The 20,792-nt window shown below is 28.8% G+C and carries 17 protein-coding genes and 1 other annotated feature; of the genes, 12 read left to right on the top strand and 5 right to left on the bottom strand.

Features of this window, described 5'->3' with window-relative positions; genetic code table 11:
* Positions 1-94 precede the first annotated feature (94 nt).
* Positions 95-2,095, bottom strand: a complete 2,001-nt coding sequence (locus T483_RS0106975) for a YgiQ family radical SAM protein (protein ID WP_026886208.1) — start codon at positions 2,093-2,095, stop codon at positions 95-97.
* 803 nt (positions 2,096-2,898) lie between these two features.
* On the opposite strand from T483_RS0106975, the gene T483_RS0106965 reads away from it, so the two are divergent.
* From T483_RS0106965 to T483_RS0106940, 6 genes are all read left to right on the top strand, one after another.
* On the top strand, positions 2,899-4,146 hold the full coding sequence (locus tag T483_RS0106965; protein ID WP_026886207.1) for a magnesium transporter MgtE N-terminal domain-containing protein: 1,248 nt from the start codon (positions 2,899-2,901) through the stop codon (positions 4,144-4,146).
* 180 nt (positions 4,147-4,326) lie between these two features.
* Positions 4,327-4,618 (top strand) — a binding site (T-box leader).
* Positions 4,619-4,717: 99 nt separating this feature from the next.
* Complete coding sequence (cysK, locus tag T483_RS0106960; protein ID WP_026886206.1) at positions 4,718-5,629, top strand: cysteine synthase A; 912 nt, start codon at positions 4,718-4,720, stop codon at positions 5,627-5,629.
* Positions 5,630-5,769: 140 nt separating this feature from the next.
* Positions 5,770-6,360, top strand: coding sequence for a serine O-acetyltransferase EpsC (gene epsC, locus T483_RS0106955; protein WP_026886205.1), 591 nt, complete (start codon positions 5,770-5,772; stop codon positions 6,358-6,360).
* A 528-nt stretch (positions 6,361-6,888) separates the two neighbouring features.
* Positions 6,889-7,593 carry a lysophospholipid acyltransferase family protein gene (locus T483_RS0106950; protein WP_026886204.1) on the top strand — a complete coding sequence of 235 codons (705 nt, stop codon included), beginning with the start codon at positions 6,889-6,891 and terminating at the stop codon, positions 7,591-7,593.
* Positions 7,594-7,609: 16 nt separating this feature from the next.
* On the top strand, positions 7,610-8,242 hold the full coding sequence (gene nth, locus T483_RS0106945; RefSeq protein WP_026886203.1) for an endonuclease III: 633 nt from the start codon (positions 7,610-7,612) through the stop codon (positions 8,240-8,242).
* Between the two features lie 164 nt (positions 8,243-8,406).
* Positions 8,407-9,312: a D-alanine--D-alanine ligase gene (locus T483_RS0106940; RefSeq protein WP_026886202.1), complete on the top strand. Its 906-nt coding sequence runs from the start codon at positions 8,407-8,409 to the stop codon at positions 9,310-9,312.
* Positions 9,313-9,479: 167 nt separating this feature from the next.
* On the opposite strand, the gene T483_RS0106935 is transcribed toward T483_RS0106940, so the two are convergent.
* Together T483_RS0106935 and T483_RS0106930 are read right to left on the bottom strand one after the other, a co-directional pair.
* Positions 9,480-9,893, bottom strand: a complete 414-nt coding sequence (locus T483_RS0106935; RefSeq protein ID WP_026886201.1) for a Fur family transcriptional regulator — start codon at positions 9,891-9,893, stop codon at positions 9,480-9,482.
* Positions 9,894-9,950: 57 nt separating this feature from the next.
* Entirely contained in the window at positions 9,951-10,502 is a 552-nt protein-coding gene (locus T483_RS0106930) for a manganese efflux pump MntP (RefSeq protein ID WP_026886200.1), read from the bottom strand.
* A 188-nt stretch (positions 10,503-10,690) separates the two neighbouring features.
* Between T483_RS0106930 and T483_RS0106925 the strand changes: the two genes are divergently transcribed.
* Positions 10,691-11,908 (top strand): 6-phosphofructokinase, encoded by a 1,218-nt coding sequence (locus T483_RS0106925; RefSeq protein ID WP_026886199.1) that lies wholly within the window; start codon positions 10,691-10,693, stop codon positions 11,906-11,908.
* 164 nt (positions 11,909-12,072) lie between these two features.
* Here the strand turns inward: T483_RS0106925 and T483_RS0106920 are convergent, their stop codons facing one another.
* Positions 12,073-13,377 carry an aminotransferase class V-fold PLP-dependent enzyme gene (locus T483_RS0106920; RefSeq protein ID WP_026886198.1) on the bottom strand — a complete coding sequence of 435 codons (1,305 nt, stop codon included), beginning with the start codon at positions 13,375-13,377 and terminating at the stop codon, positions 12,073-12,075.
* A 162-nt stretch (positions 13,378-13,539) separates the two neighbouring features.
* Between T483_RS0106920 and T483_RS0106915 the strand changes: the two genes are divergently transcribed.
* Positions 13,540-14,019, top strand: a complete 480-nt coding sequence (locus tag T483_RS0106915; protein ID WP_026886197.1) for a hypothetical protein — start codon at positions 13,540-13,542, stop codon at positions 14,017-14,019.
* 211 nt (positions 14,020-14,230) lie between these two features.
* Here the strand turns inward: T483_RS0106915 and T483_RS0106910 are convergent, their stop codons facing one another.
* A complete protein-coding gene (locus T483_RS0106910) occupies positions 14,231-14,845 on the bottom strand; it encodes a TetR/AcrR family transcriptional regulator (protein ID WP_026886196.1) in 615 nt (204 codons plus the stop codon).
* A gap of 263 nt (positions 14,846-15,108) precedes the next feature.
* Here T483_RS0106910 and T483_RS0106905 point away from each other — a divergent pair, with 263 nt between their 5' ends.
* The 4 genes from T483_RS0106905 (at position 15,109) to T483_RS0106890 (ending at position 20,605) form a co-directional block, all read left to right on the top strand.
* A complete protein-coding gene (locus tag T483_RS0106905; protein WP_026886195.1) occupies positions 15,109-17,028 on the top strand; it encodes an ABC-F family ATP-binding cassette domain-containing protein in 1,920 nt (639 codons plus the stop codon).
* A gap of 350 nt (positions 17,029-17,378) precedes the next feature.
* Positions 17,379-18,086 (top strand): response regulator transcription factor, encoded by a 708-nt coding sequence (locus tag T483_RS0106900; protein WP_026886194.1) that lies wholly within the window; start codon positions 17,379-17,381, stop codon positions 18,084-18,086.
* Positions 18,076-19,584 (top strand): sensor histidine kinase, encoded by a 1,509-nt coding sequence (locus T483_RS0106895; RefSeq protein ID WP_026886193.1) that lies wholly within the window; start codon positions 18,076-18,078, stop codon positions 19,582-19,584. The genes T483_RS0106900 and T483_RS0106895 overlap by 11 nt, the downstream gene beginning before the upstream one ends.
* A 79-nt stretch (positions 19,585-19,663) precedes the next feature.
* Positions 19,664-20,605, top strand: a complete 942-nt coding sequence (locus T483_RS0106890; RefSeq protein WP_026886192.1) for a glycoside hydrolase family 25 protein — start codon at positions 19,664-19,666, stop codon at positions 20,603-20,605.
* Positions 20,606-20,792: the final 187 nt, after the last annotated feature.

Genomic DNA, 20,792 nt, shown 5'->3' with positions numbered 1-20,792 from the left:
GGATTTTGGGAATAAGAGTAATATTTACTACTTAGTAGTTAGCAAAGATAAAGGATACTTAGTTGCGATAGCAAGCAACTAAGTATCCTTTATTTTACATAGTTCTTTTTCTTCTATTTGAATGATTATCAGATGAATGTTTGTTTGAGTGTTTTTTATTGTTATCAGTAGAAGTTTTCTTAGTATTATTAATAGAATTCTTTTCATTAGATATTTTACTAGCATTTGAATTTTTATTTGAGTCATTTTTAAGATTATCGTTTGATTTATGCTTTCCTTGATATCCTAGTTTTCCAGGAGTAAAGCCTATTAGACAGTTTTTATTGTTACCAATTAAATCTTCTCTATGAGCTTTAATTAGAGCCTTTTTCACTTTTTGATAATTTTTAGGAACAGCAAATTGTATTAAAGCTCTTTGCATTTCCTTTTCTTCAGGTGTTTTTGGAATATAAACTTTTTCTCCAGTAATTGGATTGAATCCAGTATAATACATTGTTGTTGATAAGCTCCCGGGTGTTGGATAAAAATCTTGCACTTGTTCGGGTGTATATCCCATCTCTTTAATATATAATGCGAGATCTATTGCCGCATTTAGGTCAGAACCTGGATGAGATGACATCAAATAAGGGACTAAAAATTGTTTTTTATCTATTTGTTTATTAATCTGAAAATACTTATTAACAAATTTGTCATAGACTTCTCTTGTTGGCTTACCCATTTGATTCAATACTTTTGGAACCACATGTTCGGGAGCAACTTTTAATTGACCACTAATATGATGCTCGCACAACTCTTTAAAAAACGCATCATTTTTGTCATGTATTAGGTAATCGTATCTTAGCCCAGAACGTATAAATACTTTTTTTATCCCAGGAAGTTTTCTGACTTTCTTCAATAGAGAAAGGTATTCAGTATGATCTATTATCAAGTTTTTACATGGACTAGGGAACATACATTGTTTATTTTTACAAGTACCATGTTCTATTTGTTTTTTACAAGCTCTATGTCTAAAATTTGCGGTAGGGCCTCCAATATCGTGAATATATCCTTTGAAATCAGGCAAAGTCGTTAAAAGTTTTGCCTCATCAATTATTGATTCTTGCCCCCTATTTTGAATTACTCTTCCTTGGTGAAATGTTAGAGCACAAAATGAACATGAACCAAAACAGCCTCTATGGCTTGTTATAGAAAATTTAACTTCTTGTATTGCAGGTATGCCGCCTTTTGCTTCATATATAGGGTGATAGGTTCTTGTGTAAGGTAAATCATATGTTCGATCCATTTCTTCTTGAGTTAAGTTTTCTTGAGGTGGATTCTGAACTAAATATCTATCACCATATTTTTGGATTATAGTTCTGCCATTTATAGAATCTTGTTCGTAGTATTCTAATTTATAAGCTTCACCATAAGCTTCTTTATCTGTAGATACTTCTTCAAATGAAGGTACTACAACTGCATTTTTAATATTTGATATATCTTTAGTCAAATAACAAGTTCCAAGAACACTTGTTATATTTTTAATATTTGCTCCATACCTTAATAATTCTGCAATCTGAACTACGGTTTTTTCGCCCATACCATACATCAATAAATCAGCTTTAGAATCTACAAGAATGCTTCTTCTAACTTTATTATCCCAATAGTCATAATGTGCAAAACGCCTAAGACTTGCTTCTATTCCTCCAATTGCAATAGCTGCATCTTTATAGGCCTCACGTATTCTGTTACAATAAACAATTATCGATCTATCCGGTCTATGGCCAGCTTCTCCACCAGGAGAATACAAGTCTTCACGTCTTGTTTTTTTTGCAGCGGTGTAATGGTTAACCATAGAATCTATATTCCCTGAATTAACAAGAAAACCATATTTAGGTTTACCTAATCTTTTGAAATCTTCAGAATTATGCCAATCAGGTTGAGCTATAACACCAACATTAAAACCTTGTGATTCAAGAGTTCTGCCTATAATAGCAGTACCAAAAGAAGGATGATCTACATAAGCATCGCCAGAAACAATAATAAAATCTAATTGGTCAATTTTTCTTTTTTTTAAGTCTTCTTTACTAATAGGTAAGAATTCCTTACAAAGCTTCATATAATATTAACTCCAATTCTTAATTTATTTTATTAAACCATATTTATATTAAAATTACGTACATTAAATATCTTTATACTTGGATATTATACTAATGTAATAAATAATTAAAAAATCAAAGAACAAGCTTTTAAAGCTTATTCTTAAAGTATATTAACATAACAATAATTAGTTTACAAATAATATAAATAGGTTAATCTAGTGTAAATTCAATACAACTTATAAAGAAATATTTATAAGTTACAGATTGAGGAACAATTGAAAAATGTTGTATTAATATCAGAAGACAAAATAAATGTAAATTCAGCAATGGAATAACACAAAGCTTTAAGTTGTTCTCAAAAGTTTAATTCATAAAAATTTACCTTAAACTATTAGGCAAAGCAAATAAAATAATTATACAAAGAATAATTACATTATTTAGAACCTATATATAATTTTAACGTTAAAAAGTGAAATGAATTGGAAAATAAAATTAGATATATAAAAAAGAAAAAAAACTCTAATTTTGCGGGGGAAACATCGATGAAGCTAACTAAGAAATAAAAACTTATTGCCTTTTTACTTCTATGTAATATAATAATTAGAGATAGTAGTAAATTATAACTAAGTGAAGATATACAGGGCGGTGTAAAAGATGGAGGATGGACCTCAGAATATAAACTATAATATAGCAAAAACTAAATATATTCAGAAGGAAAATCCTTTATCTTGTTTTAAAGGATATAGGTAGATGTAATTTATTTAGAATGTAAATTTCATCTAATGATTTTCTTTCTGTAGAAGTAGGGGGAATAATTAAGATGGAATTATCTATATTTCTATATACTAACATTTTAGATAAAAAAGTTTATGATGAATTTGGTGATGTTTTAGGGACTTTAAGAGATATTTATGTAACTACGGAAGAAGGGTATCCTAGAATAATTGGATATAAGCTTAAAAAGGACGGAGTGGCCTTTCATTATGAGTTCAGATATATAGAATTTTTAAATAGGGATGGTAAAATTAAGATAAAAACCCGAGGAAGTAAAGAAATATTGCCGATGAGGTATAGTTATCTTCTTTCAGAAAATCTACTAGATAAAAAGATAGTTGATATAAATGGAAAACAAGTTGTAAGGGTTAATGATTTGAGAATTGCAAGAATTGCAGGAGAATATAGAGTTATTGGAGTTGAAACAGGTCAGTTAGCTAGATATAGAAGACTAAAAATAGCTGGTATTATGAAATTCATATATAGAATTATGGGGAAGAAGTTAGAGGATAAAGTCTTAAGATGGGATGATGTTGAATCTTTAGAAATGGTTGAAAATAATTTGAAATTAGCTATACCATATAAAAAATTATCAACTTTACATCCAGCAGATCTTGCAGATATATTAGAAAATCTAGATACAATATCAAGAAAACAGGTATTAGAATCTTTGGATGAGGATTTAGCAGCTGATACATTAGAGGAAATAGACTCGGAATATAAGGGGACTATAATTAAAGAATTATCTGACAGCAAAACTGTAGAGGTGTTAGAAAATATGCCTAATGATGAAATAGCTGACTTATTAGATGATTTAGATGAAGAAGAAAGAGAAAAGATATTAGTAAATTTAGAAAAAGAAGATGCAGATGAAGTTAAAGAACTGTTGCAATATGGGGATGAAACTGTTGGTAGTATAATGAGTAAAGAATTTATATCTGTTAATTTAGATATAACAGTTGGAGATACTATTGAAATATTAAAAGAAACGAAACCAGATGAAGAAGTTATTTATTATATTTATATAACGGACGAAGAAGAACGAGTTCAGGGTGTGATATCTTTAAGAGATTTAATTGTTAATGATAATGATTTAAAGATAAAAGAAATAATGGACTATTCTGTATCTCGGGTAAAGCATGATGCTGAAATTGGCGAAGCTATAGAAGTTGCCTCAAAATATGATTTGAATTCAGTGCCAGTAGTAGATGAATATGAAAAGCTGATTGGAATAGTGATTATTCATGATTTAGTAGATGAATTTTTGTATCCTCTCTGGAAGAAGAAAAATTAAAACATAAATTATTCATGATTTTAGCAAATAAGTGTTTTAGCGTTATTATTTATTTGTTAGGAATATCTATTTTTATATATTTAAGAAAGTCAATACTTTTTAATTAAAGTCTTAAAAAGTATTGACTTTTTTTAAAGAAGGAATATAATTATAATATAAAACCTATCAAAACACTAAGAATTAAAAACTGTGAAAAAGAAAAGTAACATAAAGGAAGTTTACAGAGAGAAGAGGATGCTGAGAACTTTTTATCTAGAATTTATGTGAAGTGCTCTTTGGAGTTGAAATTTGAAATTAAATATATTAAAAAAATGGGAAGATAATATATCTATTTATTTTTTTGATATATTTTTTAGTATGATTTTCCGGGTTCACCCGTTATAGTGATATGATATATTAAGTATCAAAATTGAGAGGGATTAGCTACTTAATCCAATTAGAGTGGAACCGCGAATTTTACTTCGTCTCTATAATTTTTATAGAGAATGAAGTTTTTTTATTATATTTAATATAAAAAGAATGTAAAAAGATATACTAAAATTAGTAGAAGTTTGAGGAGGAGAATAATAATATGATTTATAATGGAGGACTAGAACTAATAGGAAATACACCTATTTTAAAAATTAATAATTTAATTAAGGACGAAAATAGTGCAGATATATACGTTAAACTTGAAAAATTTAATCCTGGCGGAAGTGTTAAAGACAGAGCAGCATTAGGAATGATTGAGAGAGCTGAAAAAGAAGGAGTATTGAAACCAGGGGCAACAATAGTGGAACCAACAAGTGGAAATACAGGAATAGCACTAGCACTTATAGGAAAATTGAAAGGTTACAATGTCACAATAATAATGCCAGAAACAATGAGTAAAGAAAGAAGAGATCTTATAAAAGCATACGGTGCAAATCTAGTATTAACTGAAGGATCTAAGGGGATGAAGGGAGCTATAGAAAAGGCTTTAGAAATAGGAAGCGGAGAAGGATTTTTTATTCCTCAACAATTTGAAAATATAGCTAACCCAGAAAAGCACTATGAAACAACAGCAGAAGAAATATATAAGGACATTCCAGATTTAGATGCCTTTATCGCAGGAGTTGGAAGTGGTGGAACTGTAATAGGAGTATCTAAAAATTTAAAAAAGAAAAATCCAAATGTTAAAGCATTTGCAGTTGAACCAGCAAATTCGCCAGTTTTAAGCGGTGGAAATCCTGGTGGACATAAAATTCAAGGAATAGGTGCAGGATTTGTTCCAGGAGTTTATGTTGAAGAATATGTGGATGAGATACTACAAGTAAGAGATGAAGATGCATTTAAAACAGCAAAAGCGTTTGCTGAAAATGAAGGTGTATTAATTGGAATATCTTCAGGTGCAGCAGTATATGCAGCAATACAGGTTGCAAAAAGACTAGGAAAAGGGAAAAAGGTATTGGCTATTGCTCCAGATGGGGGAGAAAAGTATATATCTATGGGGTTATATGATTAATTAATATAATCATAAAAATTTTATTAATAATCAGGAATTAACAGTGAAACTATTGGTTTAACTTAAGATACTAATGAAGTTCTATTAATAATTGTACATGTGAAGAGCTCTACTGAAAACTATAGAAAGGAGAATAGGCTGTGTTTAAAAAGTTAAATTACGATATAGAAAGAGTTTTAAACGAAGATCCAGCAGCTAAAAGTAAATTAGAAGTACTATTATTATATCCATGTATTCATGCATTAATATCATATAGAATTGCCCACATCCTATATTTAAAGAAATGGTTTTTCTTGGCGAGATTAATTTCACAATTATCTAGGTTTTTTACAGGTATAGAAATTCATCCGGGAGCTAAGATTGGAAAAGGGTTGTTTATAGATCATGGAATGGGCGTAGTCATTGGTGAGACTGCAGAAGTTGGTGATAATGTAACACTTTATCATGGAGTAACTCTAGGTGGTACAGGTAAGGATGTAGGCAAAAGGCATCCAACTATTGAGGATGATGTTTTAATAGGTACAGGTGCAAAAGTACTTGGGCCTATAACTGTAGGAAAAGGTGCTAAGATAGGAGCTAATGCTGTAGTTGTAAAGGATGTACCAGCAAAGGCAACAGCAATAGGAACTCAAGCTAAAAATATTGTTAGAAATAGTGCAAGTGCAACAATAATAGAAATTAGTGATTTAAAAGGACGCAAAAAGAAAATATTTAACGATATGGTTATTTAATGTTGTAGAATATGGGAGTATATGAAGTGCAACTAATACAAACTTATATCTTGTATAGTTCAGTAGCATTTATTTATAGGAATTTTACTAAGTTAAGATGTTTTACTAAATATTAAAATAGAGCATTTATTTTTGAATTATTTTATTAAGAAATGCATTATAATTTAAAAATTAAGGGATACATTAATTAAACTTTGAAACAAAAAAGTTTAATTAATGTATTTTTTATTTTTAAATTCTATTAAAGTTAAATAAGTTATATTTATAAATTTATTTTTACTACAATTAAATTGCTTTTGATAAATATCAAAGTTATACAAGAATATATTAGGAGAATTGGTATGCAAATTTATAAATTACCTTAATACTTTTGGGAATTGCATAGACATATGAAAGCATATATAATGTATATAAATAATAATCAATATTATATTATACATAAGAGATTTGTATAAAAACGATACATTGTAAAAAAATGTAATTAGTAGTATAATATGGAATGTGATTATTAAGAAAGGTTGGAGAAAAATGTTATCACCAGTTACAATAAAATTAATAAGAATGATGCCAGAAGGATTAGTTATAAAAATAGCTAAAAACATAGCTAATAATTATATAAAAAAGTATGCGGAAATAAAAGTTAGTGGAATAGATAATATAGAGAGAGTTAAAAGACCAAGAATATTTGTATGTAATCATCTAAGTAACTCTGATGGATTAGTTCTATCAAAAATACTAAAAGAAAAAAGTGATCCATACTTCGTTGCAGGAGTAAAGTTATCAGATGATCCAATAACACAATTAGGAATTAAGATAGTTAAAAATATACCAATTAAACCTAGTTCGGCAGATAAAGAAGCTATTACCAGGGTAGTTAAGACACTGAAAGAAGGTAATGATGTTTTAATATTTCCAGAAGGAACTAGAAGTAGAACTGGTGGACTTATAGAAGGGAAAAAAGGTATTTTGTTATTTGCTAGAATGGCAAAAGCACAAATAATCCCAATTGGTATGTCAGGAACAGATATATTGCTGCCAATAAGTAAAGATGGAAATATGGGTTCGGAAAAGTGGCAACATTCAGATGTTACCTTAAATATAGGCGAAAGAATTATATTTCCTCCTAAGGAAAAGGATGAAGATAAACATGAATATGATAATAGATGTATGGATATTCTAATGAGGAGTATAGCAAGTCTCTTACCTGAAAAGTATAGGGGAATTTATAAGTAAGGAGATTACAAAAGATATGAAAGCAAGGACAAAAAAAATTGTAGATATATTAAAAGATACATATCCAGATGCAAAATGTGAATTGAATTATGAAACACCACTTCAATTGCTTATAGCTACAATATTGTCTGCTCAAACAACAGATAAAAAAGTAAACGAGGTAACAAAAGATTTATTTAAGGATTATCCAGATTTAGACTCACTTTTAACATTAACGAATGAGGAACTTGAAGAACGGATAAAACAAATAGGTTTATATAGAAATAAATCTAAAAATTTAATACTTATGTTCAATCAACTTAAGGAAAAATTTAATGGAGAAGTTCCAAAGACAATGGAGGAAATAACTTCGCTTGCTGGAGCTGGAAGAAAAACAGCTAATGTCGTTTTATCCAATGCCTTTAATGTGCCATCTATAGCTGTAGATACACATGTATTTAGGGTATCAAATAGATTAAAACTTGCAGATTCGGAAAATGTTTTAGAAGTTGAAAAACAATTACAAAAAGAACTACCAAAGAAAGATTGGATTCTTATGCATCATCTACTTATATTTCATGGGAGAAGATGCTGTAGTGCTAGAAATCCTAAGTGTACGGAATGTCCAATAAAAGATTTGTGTAGTTATGGTAATAAAACTAACAGATAAAAGAATAGTTATAAAATTTTTATGAACCACAATTAAGACAATTTACAGTCCAAGTGGTTCTTTTAATCGTGTAGTTAATTTAATAAAATAAAGATAAGTTAGAATGAATAAAGATAATTAACTTACTTAACAAGAAATATTAATAAGTATTTTGGAGGTAATCTATGAAAATTGGAGTTATAATGGGTGGTATATCATCAGAAAGAGAGATATCATTGCAAAGTGGAAATTCTATAATTGAAAATATAAACAAGGAAAAGTATGAAGTACTACCAATTGTAATAGATAAAAAAGAAGATATAGTAAATAAATCTAAAGGGATAGATTTTGCACTTTTAGCTTTACATGGTCAATTTGGAGAGGATGGAACTGTTCAATCAGTACTTCAAACATTAGGAATACCATATTCAGGGTGTGGACCTTTAAGCAGTGCTATGTGTATGGATAAAGATGTATCAAAATCTGTTCTAGAGGCAAATGGGATTAGAACTGCTCCTTGGATTAACTTAAGAAAAGGAGATAATATAGATTTCAATAAAATAAATGAGCTAGGGTATCCAGTAGTAGTAAAACCTACTCATGGTGGATCAAGTGTTGCGACATTCATAGTTAAAGAAGAGAAGGAAATTGAAAACTGTGTTTCAGAAGCTTTTAAATGGGATAGCGAAGTTATGATAGAAAAATTTATAAAAGGTGATGAGATAACTTGTCCTGTATATAATGATAGAATGCTTCCAGTAATTGCAATTAAGCCTAAAGCTGAATTTTTTGACTTTACATCTAAGTATCAAGATGGTGGTGCAGAAGAAATTGTGGTTGAGCTAGAAAAAGAGTTGCACAAGGAAGTAGAAAAGATGGCATTAAAAACTTATAAGGCACTTAAGTGTGAAGTGTATTCTAGAGTTGATATGATAGTTACAGAGAAAGGTGTACCATACATTTTAGAAATAAATACTCTTCCAGGAATGACTAAAAATAGCCTGATTCCTAAAAGTGCAGCAGCTTTAAATATAGGATTTTCAGAATTAATAGATATGATTATACAGGATTCATTGAAAATAAGCAGATAATAATATGAGCTAAAAAACTTTTTAAATATTTATAAAATTGCAATTAAAAACTACTTGTTTAAGAACACCTTGAACAAGTAGTTTTTATTATAATTTCTATAGAAAACAATCTGCAAATTTTAATATAAAACTTTTTATAAAATATGACTTGTATTAAGGAAACTTAACTACTGTTTCTTTTTGCAGTCTTTACATACGCCTTTCATAACCAAGTCATGATCTGTCAAAGTGAAGCCAGTCGCATTTTGAACTAATTCCTGAATCTGAAGCATAGGACAAGGAATTTCAACTTCTTTATGACATATATCACATTCCAAATGATGCCTGTGAGTTTTTTCTTTTAGTTTATATGAAAAAACTCCATCATTTAGAGTTATTTTCTCAATAATTTCTTTTTCTTCAAATAATTCTAAAGTTCTATAAACTGTGCTTAAATTTATATTTATATTATTGCTTTTATAAATCTGATATATTTTTTCAGCTGACAAACTGTTTTCAGAATTTTTTAATATACTTAGGATTTCTATTCTTCCTTTAGTTATTTTAATTCCTTTGTTCTTAAGAATTTCTATTGGTTCCATTTTCATATCCCCTAACAGCTAAATATTAAATATATTATATCACATATATTTAATATCTTAAAAAAATATCATCTTAAATCCAAAAAATATAAGAGCTATACCACCAAAAAAATTAGCATATGTTGTTACAAATTTTATTTTTTTAACATATCTGCATATAAAAAATCCTACTGTACATATGAATAAAGTGATTAATCCAATTAAAATTGAATCGACACAAAGTAATATATTGTATGAAATTTCGTGAAATGCAGTGAATCCAATAACTAACGCATCAATACTGACGGATATTCCAAGTATTACACAAGTACTATTTTTTATTAAAAGTTCAGTTTCTTTTTCTTTAAAGCCATCTATTATAATAAGAGTTCCTACGATTGCCATAATTATTCCACCAGCAATGCAAGGTATGCTTGTAATATAAGTATCGAATAAATATCCTAAACTTCCACCTACATATGTAAATAAAAATTGAAAGAATGCAAATGATAATAAAAACTTTATTTTATGGATTCTGCTAACATTAGGATTTAGACCAATTCCTAATGTTACGCCAAAAGCATCCATGGCTAGTGCAATCCCTATTATTATAATGTCGTACAAATTCATTTTCTCTTCCTCCTTTAAAATTAGACTTACTCTATAATAATTAAAGTTTTTTTAATATATGCAAAAATTTTAAAAAAAGTCTTTATTAAATCTTTTATTTGTTGTATATTAATAAATAGTGTATTACTATTGGTTAAATAGTATAGCACATTTAACCAAATTAGTATAGCAAACAAGGAGGAAATTTCATGTCAAATTGTATAATAGCTCAATCTGGGGGGCCAACAGCAGTAATTAATTCAAGTGTAGTTGGACTTTTAAATACGAATAAAGAACTAAAGACTTTTGAAAAGGTATATGCAGGTTTAAATGGTATTGAGGGTATATTAAATAGAAATATAATCGATTTGTCATCAGTTTCAGAAGATGAAATAGATAATTTTAGATTTACTCCATCTTCAGGCCTAGGATCTTGTAGGTATAAATTAAAAGATTTAGATTCTTGTAGTGAAGAGTATGAAAGTTTAATAGAGATTCTTAAAGAGTATGATATAACATCATTTTTTTATGTTGGTGGTAATGATTCTATGGACACCATAGCGAAACTTTCACGATATGCAAAACAAAATGATATTGGAATAAGTTTTATAGGTATCCCTAAAACTATTGATAATGATTTAAAATTTACTGATCACACTCCGGGTTTTGGTAGCGCAGCAAAGTTTATTGGAACAACAGCTCTTGAAACATATTTAGATGCGTCAGTTTACATAAATAATGGTATATTTATTTTAGAAACTATGGGAAGAGATACAGGATGGCTTGCAGCTTCTGCATGCATTGCGAAACTTGATGGAAAACCGATCGCAGATTTTATATACCTTCCTGAAGTAGATTTTGATAAAATTAAGTTTCTGAATGATGTTAGGCAAAGATTTGAAGAGCAAAATAAAGTATATATAATTGTATCAGAAGGAATAAGAGACAAAGATGGAAGGTTCATTTCTGAGTTTGACTGTGTGTCTCAAGATAAATTTGGACACGTTCAATTAGGGGGAGTATCTGAATGCTTGAGGAGGCTAATTCTTGAGGCCGGATTTACAACAAGAGTAAAAGCACTACAACTTGGTGTTCTTCAACGTTGTGCAATGCATTGTGCTTCAGATGCTGACTTGACAGAAGCCTATAATGCTGGAAAGATGGCTTTAAAATATGCTTCGCAAGGAGAAACAGGAAAGATGGTTAACATTAACAGGGTGTCTAATGAACCTTATGAAGTTAGTTATTCTTTAGTTGATGCAGAAGATGTAGCAAACAATGTTAAATATTTTCCTATAGAATGGATTAATAAAGAAGGTAATTTTGTAACACCTGAAGCATGCTCATATTTTGAACCATTAATAAAAGATACTCCTAAATTGGCTTTTGAAAAGAATCTTCCAAAGTACAAGGTGTTTAATCAATAGATAACAAGTATAAAATTAGTGACTTATGTGTTTCAATATTTAACTAATAGAAGGATGTATAGATGAAGGTCTTCATTTATACATCCTATAAATTGATAGAACTTTTAATATTACGGAAAATTTTTTTAGATAATTTATTTTTAGTTTTAAATTAAGAAAACTTATTATTTTATTTTTCTTAAACAGATATCTTCTAATACATTTAAAAAGGTATCAACTTCATCAATTGAATTATATAATGCAAAGCTTACTCTTATCATCCCTAGCATTTTCTTGTTTGGATTATCAAGGAATTCTTTAGCCTCATCTTCACTTACATTCATGAGTCTTCTACAATATGGATGGGCACAAAACCAGCCATGCCTAACAGAAATTCCTTTCTTTTTAGCTAAGATATCAGCTACATCATGATGGTACATATCTTCTACATTAAAGGTTGCAATTCCAAGTCGATCACTTATATTTTCAGTATCTCCATAGTTTATAACTTTAGGAATTCTTTTAAATCCTTCTAGAGTATGCTCTAAAAGAACTCTTTCATGTTTTTCTATATAGTCATATCCAATAGTGTTAACAATTCGTAATGAATTAACCAAACTCATTACACCTAAAAAATTTGGTGTTCCTGCTTCATTTTTCTCTGGTGGGGTAAGAAATTTAATTTCTTTATCCAACACCAATTCGACAGTTCCGCCACCAAGATAATCTGGGTCCACATCAATGAAATCTTCTTTTAACCCTATTATGACTCCTACGCCAAAGGGGGAATAAATTTTGTGGGATGAAAATACCAAGAAATCAATTTGATCGTCATCTGTGTCTCCATTAATATTAACTCTTGTATGAGGTACAAGTTGTGCACCATCTACAATCAATTTTGCACCATATTTATGAACCAGTTTTGCTATAAAATGAATATGATTTATATAACCAGTTACATTAGAAGCTCCAGTAAGAGATACATACTTTACTTTACCATTGTTTTTCTTTAGTTTCTCTTCCAATTCTTCAAGTTTAAGTCTACCTTGTTCATCTACTTCGATATAATCAACATTACCTCTTTTTCTCCAAGGTAAATCATTTGAATGGTGCTCCATTCTAGAGGTTAATACTATTTCATCTGGACTTTTGATAAGAGTTTTTGCTAGTTTGTTTATACCTTCAGTTGTATTGCTAACGTATATCACAACATATTTATCTCTATCTTTTACGTTAAAAAAATCCATTAAAAAATCCTTAGACTCTTTATATAAATTAGTAGTTATTTCTGCTTTTTGACCTGTTCCTCGTCCTATAGAAGCATAAGTATTGCCTAATTGTTTTATATATTCAATACTTGACTTAATAGGCGGAGTTGTAGCTGCATTATCAAAATTTATTCCATCTATACAGTGTCCATCTGAATCACACACTTTTTCATCTAATCCAACAAATAAGTCTTTAATGTTTTTCTTATTTTCTATCTTCATATGCATCTCCTCCAATATATATTATTCCTATAATATATTTATTGTTCGCTTAAGAGGGCGGTAAAATTCATATCTTTTTCATTTGATTTTGTACTATATATAATTGTGATGCATATTAATTAAGAGAAACAATTATTATTTATTTATAGGAGGTAATTTAAAATGAACCCTGATAAGAAGTATATGTCTCAAGTCAGTTCGAGTGATAACGATATTAGATTTGTTCCACCAGCATTTATGAGTACAAATATCTACGAGAAAGTTTCGTTTGATATTAATGATAATAATCGTAATTTAGATTTATTTCCTTCTGAAACAGGCATGCCTGAATTATGTTATTATTCTGATGATCAAAACCAAGGTATTAGTAGCGGGTTTAAATTTAATAACATAGCTAACAATGAAATACCTACTACTTTTGATGCTCTAAGAGGTCTTGATTTAGATTTAAATGAAGAAGATCTTGAAAGAACTAATTCTGATAATGATGTGAATAAAATTTATTCTATAATTGAACGAAGACATCCAGGAATATTCGCTACTCTGTATTCATATAGAATTCCTCGTCCGATAGTTAGAGTAATTATCAAGAGATTGATAAAACTTACATTAGCGTACTGCGATAAAAATAATAATTATTAATAACCAGTTTAACATATAGAAATATCTTAAAGATTTAATAATACTAAAATATAAAATCTTTAAGATATTTCTTTACATAGCTTTTAGAAATAAATCTTAATATACATATTGCCATATTGCGATAATGAATTTAGATTTAAAACTCTAGTAAACAAAGTACTCAATTAAGGTTAGAATATAGAAACTTAATTGTAATATATATTTATATAAGTTATACACTTATCATAGCCAAAATTTTTTTAAAGAGTATTGGTTTTATACTTTCAATATCAGTTGGTTCTTTTAATATTATAGTAGTAAAACATATGCTGCCAACTAATTCGAAAATCATGAATAATGTCATTTCAGCTTCTTCTTCGTTCATTCCAGATTTAGTTAGGTTTTTAACAAAAATATCTAAGACTTTCTTTACATCATTATATGCTTCTGGCTTCATTATGGCCTTTCTATAAAGTCCCCATGAAATATTTTTATTAATTAGCTTTAATAGAGAAACATTATCTTTTAAATAATTTATTATATAATCAATAAAGAATAGCGTGCGCTCTTTAAAGTTTTTGCTTCCTAAGGCATTTGTTTTAGCTAGCCCTTCTCTTATTATTTCATTACTTTTTTGAAGAATTAGCTTATTTAAAATATCGTATTTATCATTAAAGTATAAATAAAAAGTTCCTTTTGCTACTCCGGCATTTTTGGTTATATCATCAATTGACGTCTTTTCTATGCCATTTTTAAGAAATAAATCATATGCTGCTAAAAATAACTCTTCCTCTTTCAATTGCTTTTTATTTTTGGTAAGAGATTTATTGTTATTCTTTAAAGTCATATTTTGCCTCCAAATTATGTATTTAACTTATTATAAAGCAAATTAAATAATAATCCAAATCTTACACAGGGAGAGTAAAAAAATTATCAATTAACTCTTAATATAGTTAAATTGATATAACACTAATAAGATAGTATAATTTAGTAGAGAAAATTTAGTTAAACTATTAATCTATATTGATAGGATTTACGTTTTAATATTAAATTAAGCATTTAGAGTTTAATATATTCTAGATTTTCGGATGAAATACTGGAGGATAAAAAATGATTGTATTAAGTTGTAAGAATATATGTAAAAGTTATGGTATAAATACTATTTTGAAAGATGTAACATTTTCGATAAATGAAGGAGATAAGGTTGGAATAATTGGATCAAATGGCGAAGGAAAAACAACCCTATTTAAAATATTATCAAAAGAGCTTATTCAAGATGATGGGGAAGTTTTTATAGATAAAAATAAATCTTTAGGTTATCTTGCACAGCATTTGGCATTAGATTCATGCAATACAATTTATGATGAAATGTTGCTTGTTTTTGAAGACCTCCAAAGGCTGGAACGAAAAATTACAGATTTAGAAATTAAGATGAATGAACCTTATAATGAAAATAATGCCTCATATCATGAGAAAATTATAAAAGATTATGGGACGACACAGGATCTTTATCAAAACAGAGGCGGATATACATATAAAGGAGAAATATCACGAGTTCTTAAAGGATTGGGATTTACTGAAGATGATTTTGATAAATTAATTTCAACTTTAAGCGGTGGGCAAAAAACTAGAGTTGCACTTTGTAAGCTGTTACTTTTAAATCCTGATATACTATTGCTTGACGAGCCTACAAATCACTTGGATTTGGAAGCAATTGAATGGCTTGAGGAATATTTAAAAACTTATAAAGGAACTGTAATTGTAATTTCCCATGATAGATTTTTCTTGGACTCTGTAACAACAGCAACATTTCAAGTTATAAATGGCCATGTGAATTGTTATAATGCTCCATATACAAAATCTTTAGAACTTATGAAGAAAGATTATGATTCTAAGTTGAAGGCTTATAATTTACAGCAGACAGAGATAAAAAGACAAGAAGCAATAATAGAAAAATTTAGATCATTTAATAGAGAGAAAAGTATAAAGGCAGCCGAAAGTAGGGAAAAGGCACTTGATAAAATGGAACTTGTAGATGCTCCAGATAAAGAAAAAAGTGCATCCAAGATTAAATTTGAGGCTTCTGTTAAAAGTGGGTATGATGTACTTCACGTTGAGAAATTGGCTAAAAGTTATGGGGATAAAAAGCTATTCGCTAATTTATCTTTTGATTTAAAAAGAGGGGAAAAGATTGCATTAATAGGAGAAAACGGACGAGGTAAAACCACACTTTTTAATATAATAATGGATAAAGTTAAAAGTGATTCAGGGGTTAAGATTTTAGGAGTGAATGTTAATGTAGGGTACTATGATCAAGAGCAATCTAATCTTGATCTTAATAAGACCATATTAAATGAAGTATGGGATGACTTTCCAGAGTTAACCACAAGTGAACTTAGAGGCTTTCTTGGATCATTTCTTTTTAGCGGCGATGATGTGTTTAAGGAGATAAACAAGTTGAGTGGAGGAGAAAGATGTAGGATAAATCTCTTGAAATTGATGCTATCTAAATCAAATTTACTTCTCTTAGATGAACCAACAAATCATTTGGATATTCCTTCGAGAGAAGCTCTTGAGGAAGCAATTTTAAGCTATGATGGTACATTAATCGTAATTTCTCATGATAGATATTTTTTAAATAAAGTAATTAGTAGAATACTAGAATTAGAGGAAAATGGGGTAAGTGAATATCTCGGAAATTATAGCTACTATACTGAAAAGAAGAAGAATCCACAAAGATTTGAGGCATACGAGGGTTTAGCGGCTGGAAAGACAAAAACACAATTAAATGAAGAAAAGAAAAAGAAAAAAGCTTTAGAGAAAGAAGCTAAAGCTAAGCAAAATGAAATTAAGAATATAGAAACTAATATAACTCAAAATGAGGAAGCTCTTGAAAAGCTACAGGAAGAACTTTGTAAAGAAGAAGTTTATTCTAATCCAGTCGAAAGCGAGAGAGTAAATAAGGAAATTAAAAATCTTCAAGAAATTATTGAAAAATTATATGAGCAATGGGAAGAGGTTTCTAGTTAGTTTAATCTGATGTATATTAATGAATTCTAGCAGTAAAAAGAGGAATAAAGGCTATTAATATTCTAAATAAGGGCATGTTTTGTATATGTTGCAAATGTAAGCTTAATTACAGTTTATTAGGTTTCATCAACTATGACAATACATGCCCTTTATCACGGAATTAGTTATGTAGTACATACTTATATAAAGAATATTTTATATTTTAATTACTTTAATATTTCTATGCTAAAGTATGAGTGGACATATTTTAGAAAATATTAAGAACTATTAGTGATATTTTTAAGATATTTAAGTTAGAATGAGATTATAGTAGAATTCAGATATAAATTTTGAGATTGGAGATGGGATGTTTGGAAAAGGGAACTGTTTTAATTGTGGATGATGAAAAGGAAATAAGAGATTTAGTTGATATATATCTTAAGAGTGATGGGTTTAATACTATAAATGCATGTGATGGCTTAGAAGCTATTAATTTAGTTAAAGACAATGATATAGATTTAATAATATTGGACGTTATGATGCCTAACTTAAATGGAATAGAGACTTGTTTAAAGATTAGAGAGATTAAAGAAATGCCGATAATAATGTTATCGGCAAAAAGCGAAGATATCGATAAGATACTAGGACTTAATATGGGAGCAGATGATTATTTAACAAAACCATTCAATCCATTAGAGCTGGTTGCTAGAGTAAAGTCACAACTTAGAAGATTCAATATGTTTAGTAAAAAAGCCAGTATATTAGAACTTGAAGAAGAAAATATAATACAAATAGAGGATCTTATAATAAATTTAGAAACACATGAGGTGTCACTAGGTGATAATATAGTAAGACTTACTCCAACAGAATTTGATATATTAGCATTACTAGCTCAAAGCCGTGGTAAAGTGTTTTCGATAGAAAATATTTATGAGAGTGTTTGGAATCAGGAATTTATGACTTCTGATAATACTGTTATGGTTCATATAAGAAAAATAAGAGAGAAGATAGAAGAGAATCCAAGAAATCCTCGATTTATAAAAACTGTCTGGGGGGTAGGATATAAAATTGAAAAATAAGGATCTTAGAAAGCATAGAATTTTAAATAATGATATTTCAAATTCAAGGTTAATACAATATATTGAAAAGTTGATAAGAAGCATAAGGAAAAAAATTGAGAAGAATATAAGATTTGAACTTATGATGGTTATAGGAATATGTTTTTTAATAGCATTTATTTTTTATAGTTTTTCTAATAATCTTTTCAAGAGAGAGTATACTGAGCCACAGATAAAATATGATTATGATTCTATTGAGAGGTCTGCAAGTGATTTAGCTAAACAAATAGAATCGCAAGGAAATTTGAAATTAGACGATAAAGATAAAATTAATGGGATTTTAGAAAATGTATCAGATGGAGAAAAAAGTTACATAACAGATTTAGATGGAAAAGTGTTATATAAGACTAAAAATGTTGCAGAGGAAAACATAGATATTTATAGTGCACTAAAAAGTGCAATGACAAATGTAGACAGTGAAAGAATTGGTGAATTAAGAGAAAAGAATTATATAATGCCTCTAAAGATGGGAACTGAGAGAGTTTACTTGATTTATTCAAAGATTCCGGAAGCAATGATAACATACAATACAATTAGTACATCAAATTCATCCTTAGCATTAATTCTTACAGTTATAGTTTTTATAGTCTCTTTTATTGCAATAACTAATAATAAAATGAAATACTTGGATGAGATTGCGGTTGGTCTTAAGATAATAGCAAGTGGTAATTTGAATTATAGGATAGAAGAGAAAGGTACAGATGAAATTAAGAATATAGCTTACAATATAAATCAAATGGCTAAAGAAATTGGAGAGAAAATTAGTGCTGAGAGAGATGCAGAAAAGACAAAAGCGGATTTGATAACAAATGTTTCTCATGATTTAAGAACTCCATTAACATCTGTAATGGGATATATAGGACTTGTTATTCAGAATAGGTATAAAGATGAAAAGGAAATGAGAGAATACCTAAACATAGCATTTAATAAAGCTGAAAGATTGAAACTACTAATTGATGATTTATTTGAATATACTAAGCTAAATAATAGCGGAATAACATTAACAAAGACCAAAGTTAATTTAGCAGAATTTTTATCACAATTAATAGAAGAATTGACACCGTTACTTGATGAAAATAAATTAACGATATATAAAAAATTTGAAACTGAAAGAATCTCAGTTTCGATAGATACACTAAAGATGCTTAGAGTGTTCGAGAACATAATAACAAATGCAATAAAATATTCATATAAACCGGGAGAAATACTAATAGGATTATATGAAAAGGATGGTAAAGCTATTGTAGTTTTTAGAAATAAAGGAGATCATCTCTCTAAAGAAAAGAGTGAAAAACTATTTGATAGATTTTATAGACTGGATGAATCTAGAAATACTAATACAGGAGGGTCAGGTCTTGGATTAGCTATTTCTAAAAATATAGTAGAATTGCATGACGGAAAGATATGGGCTGAATCGATAGGGAATAATATAAGTTTTTATGTGCAACTAAACCTATAATTAATTACTGAATTATAGGTACTTTTTTTGTTGTAAATTAATACTTATAGTAGAGAAGTATTTTTTATGTGGAGGAAATATGCAAAACAAAAATCCTAACAGTCGTTTTGGAGTAGACATAAATGAATATACTACAAGTGTTCAGTTTGACGTATTAGCAACCAAAATAGATTTCTTATACTTGAGAGCGTCAGGATCAGCAACTGGAAGATTTAGAGCCGATAGAAAATTTGTAGATTATGCGAAGAATAGTAGAAATTATGGAATTCCAGCTGGAGCGTATCATTTTGCTATGCCATCTTATGATTTGACAGATGCAGACAGACAATGTGATGACTTTATAAATACGCTACAACAGGGATTTGGAAACAAAGATTATGGGGATTTATTTCCTGTAATAGATGTCGAGGCACCTTTGGATAAATCAATAAGTACAAGAACATTAATTGATTGGATTGATAGATTTAGAAAAAGATTTGAAAGAAAAACTAGAAGAAGGCTTATGATTTACACGGGAACAAATTTCATAGAGCTTTATGATAATTTTTATATCCCTGGACGTGGCTATCCCTTAAAAAATATGCCACTATGGATTGCTATGTATACAAGTATTCCAATTAATCCTGAATTTCCTCCTAATGTTGGAGGGTGGACTAGATGGAGGATATGGCAATACAGTGAAAGTCAAACTGTGCAAGGAATCGGAAATCCTGTTGATGCCAATTGGGGCCCAGATAATGTAGATCTATTAATGCAGCCTCGTGTTGTTACCGGATTAAAGGCGGCATATCAGAATAGAAACATAAATGTTTCTTGGAATAGAAATCCTGATGTAGACTTATTGGGATATAATATTTTTGTAAATAGAGAATGGGTTGGAACTGTCGATGAAAATGCTACAAGTTATTTAATAACTAGTAATAAGGTAAATACTCAGAAAAATGCACCAGTAGAAGTATCAATTGAAGCTTTTGATTATGATGGAGAAACTTCAAAAACTCGTGCAAAAGTAAATCTATAAAAAAATAGTATCGTATTTCAGCTTACATAGGAACATAATCCTGTTTCTATTGATAGTTGGAATATGATATAATGAAAACATTGATGACAATTTGAAATTTATGTAAAATATCATTAATGAATATACTTAAAAGAAATATTAAACATAAAAATTGTATAATATTTAATTCCTTGAAAGGAGAATAGGA

The sequence above is a fragment of the Clostridium beijerinckii HUN142 genome, assembly GCF_000621745.1.
In the GTDB taxonomy this organism is placed as follows: domain Bacteria; phylum Bacillota; class Clostridia; order Clostridiales; family Clostridiaceae; genus Clostridium; species Clostridium beijerinckii_A.
This window is presented reverse-complemented; position numbering and strand designations above follow the sequence as displayed.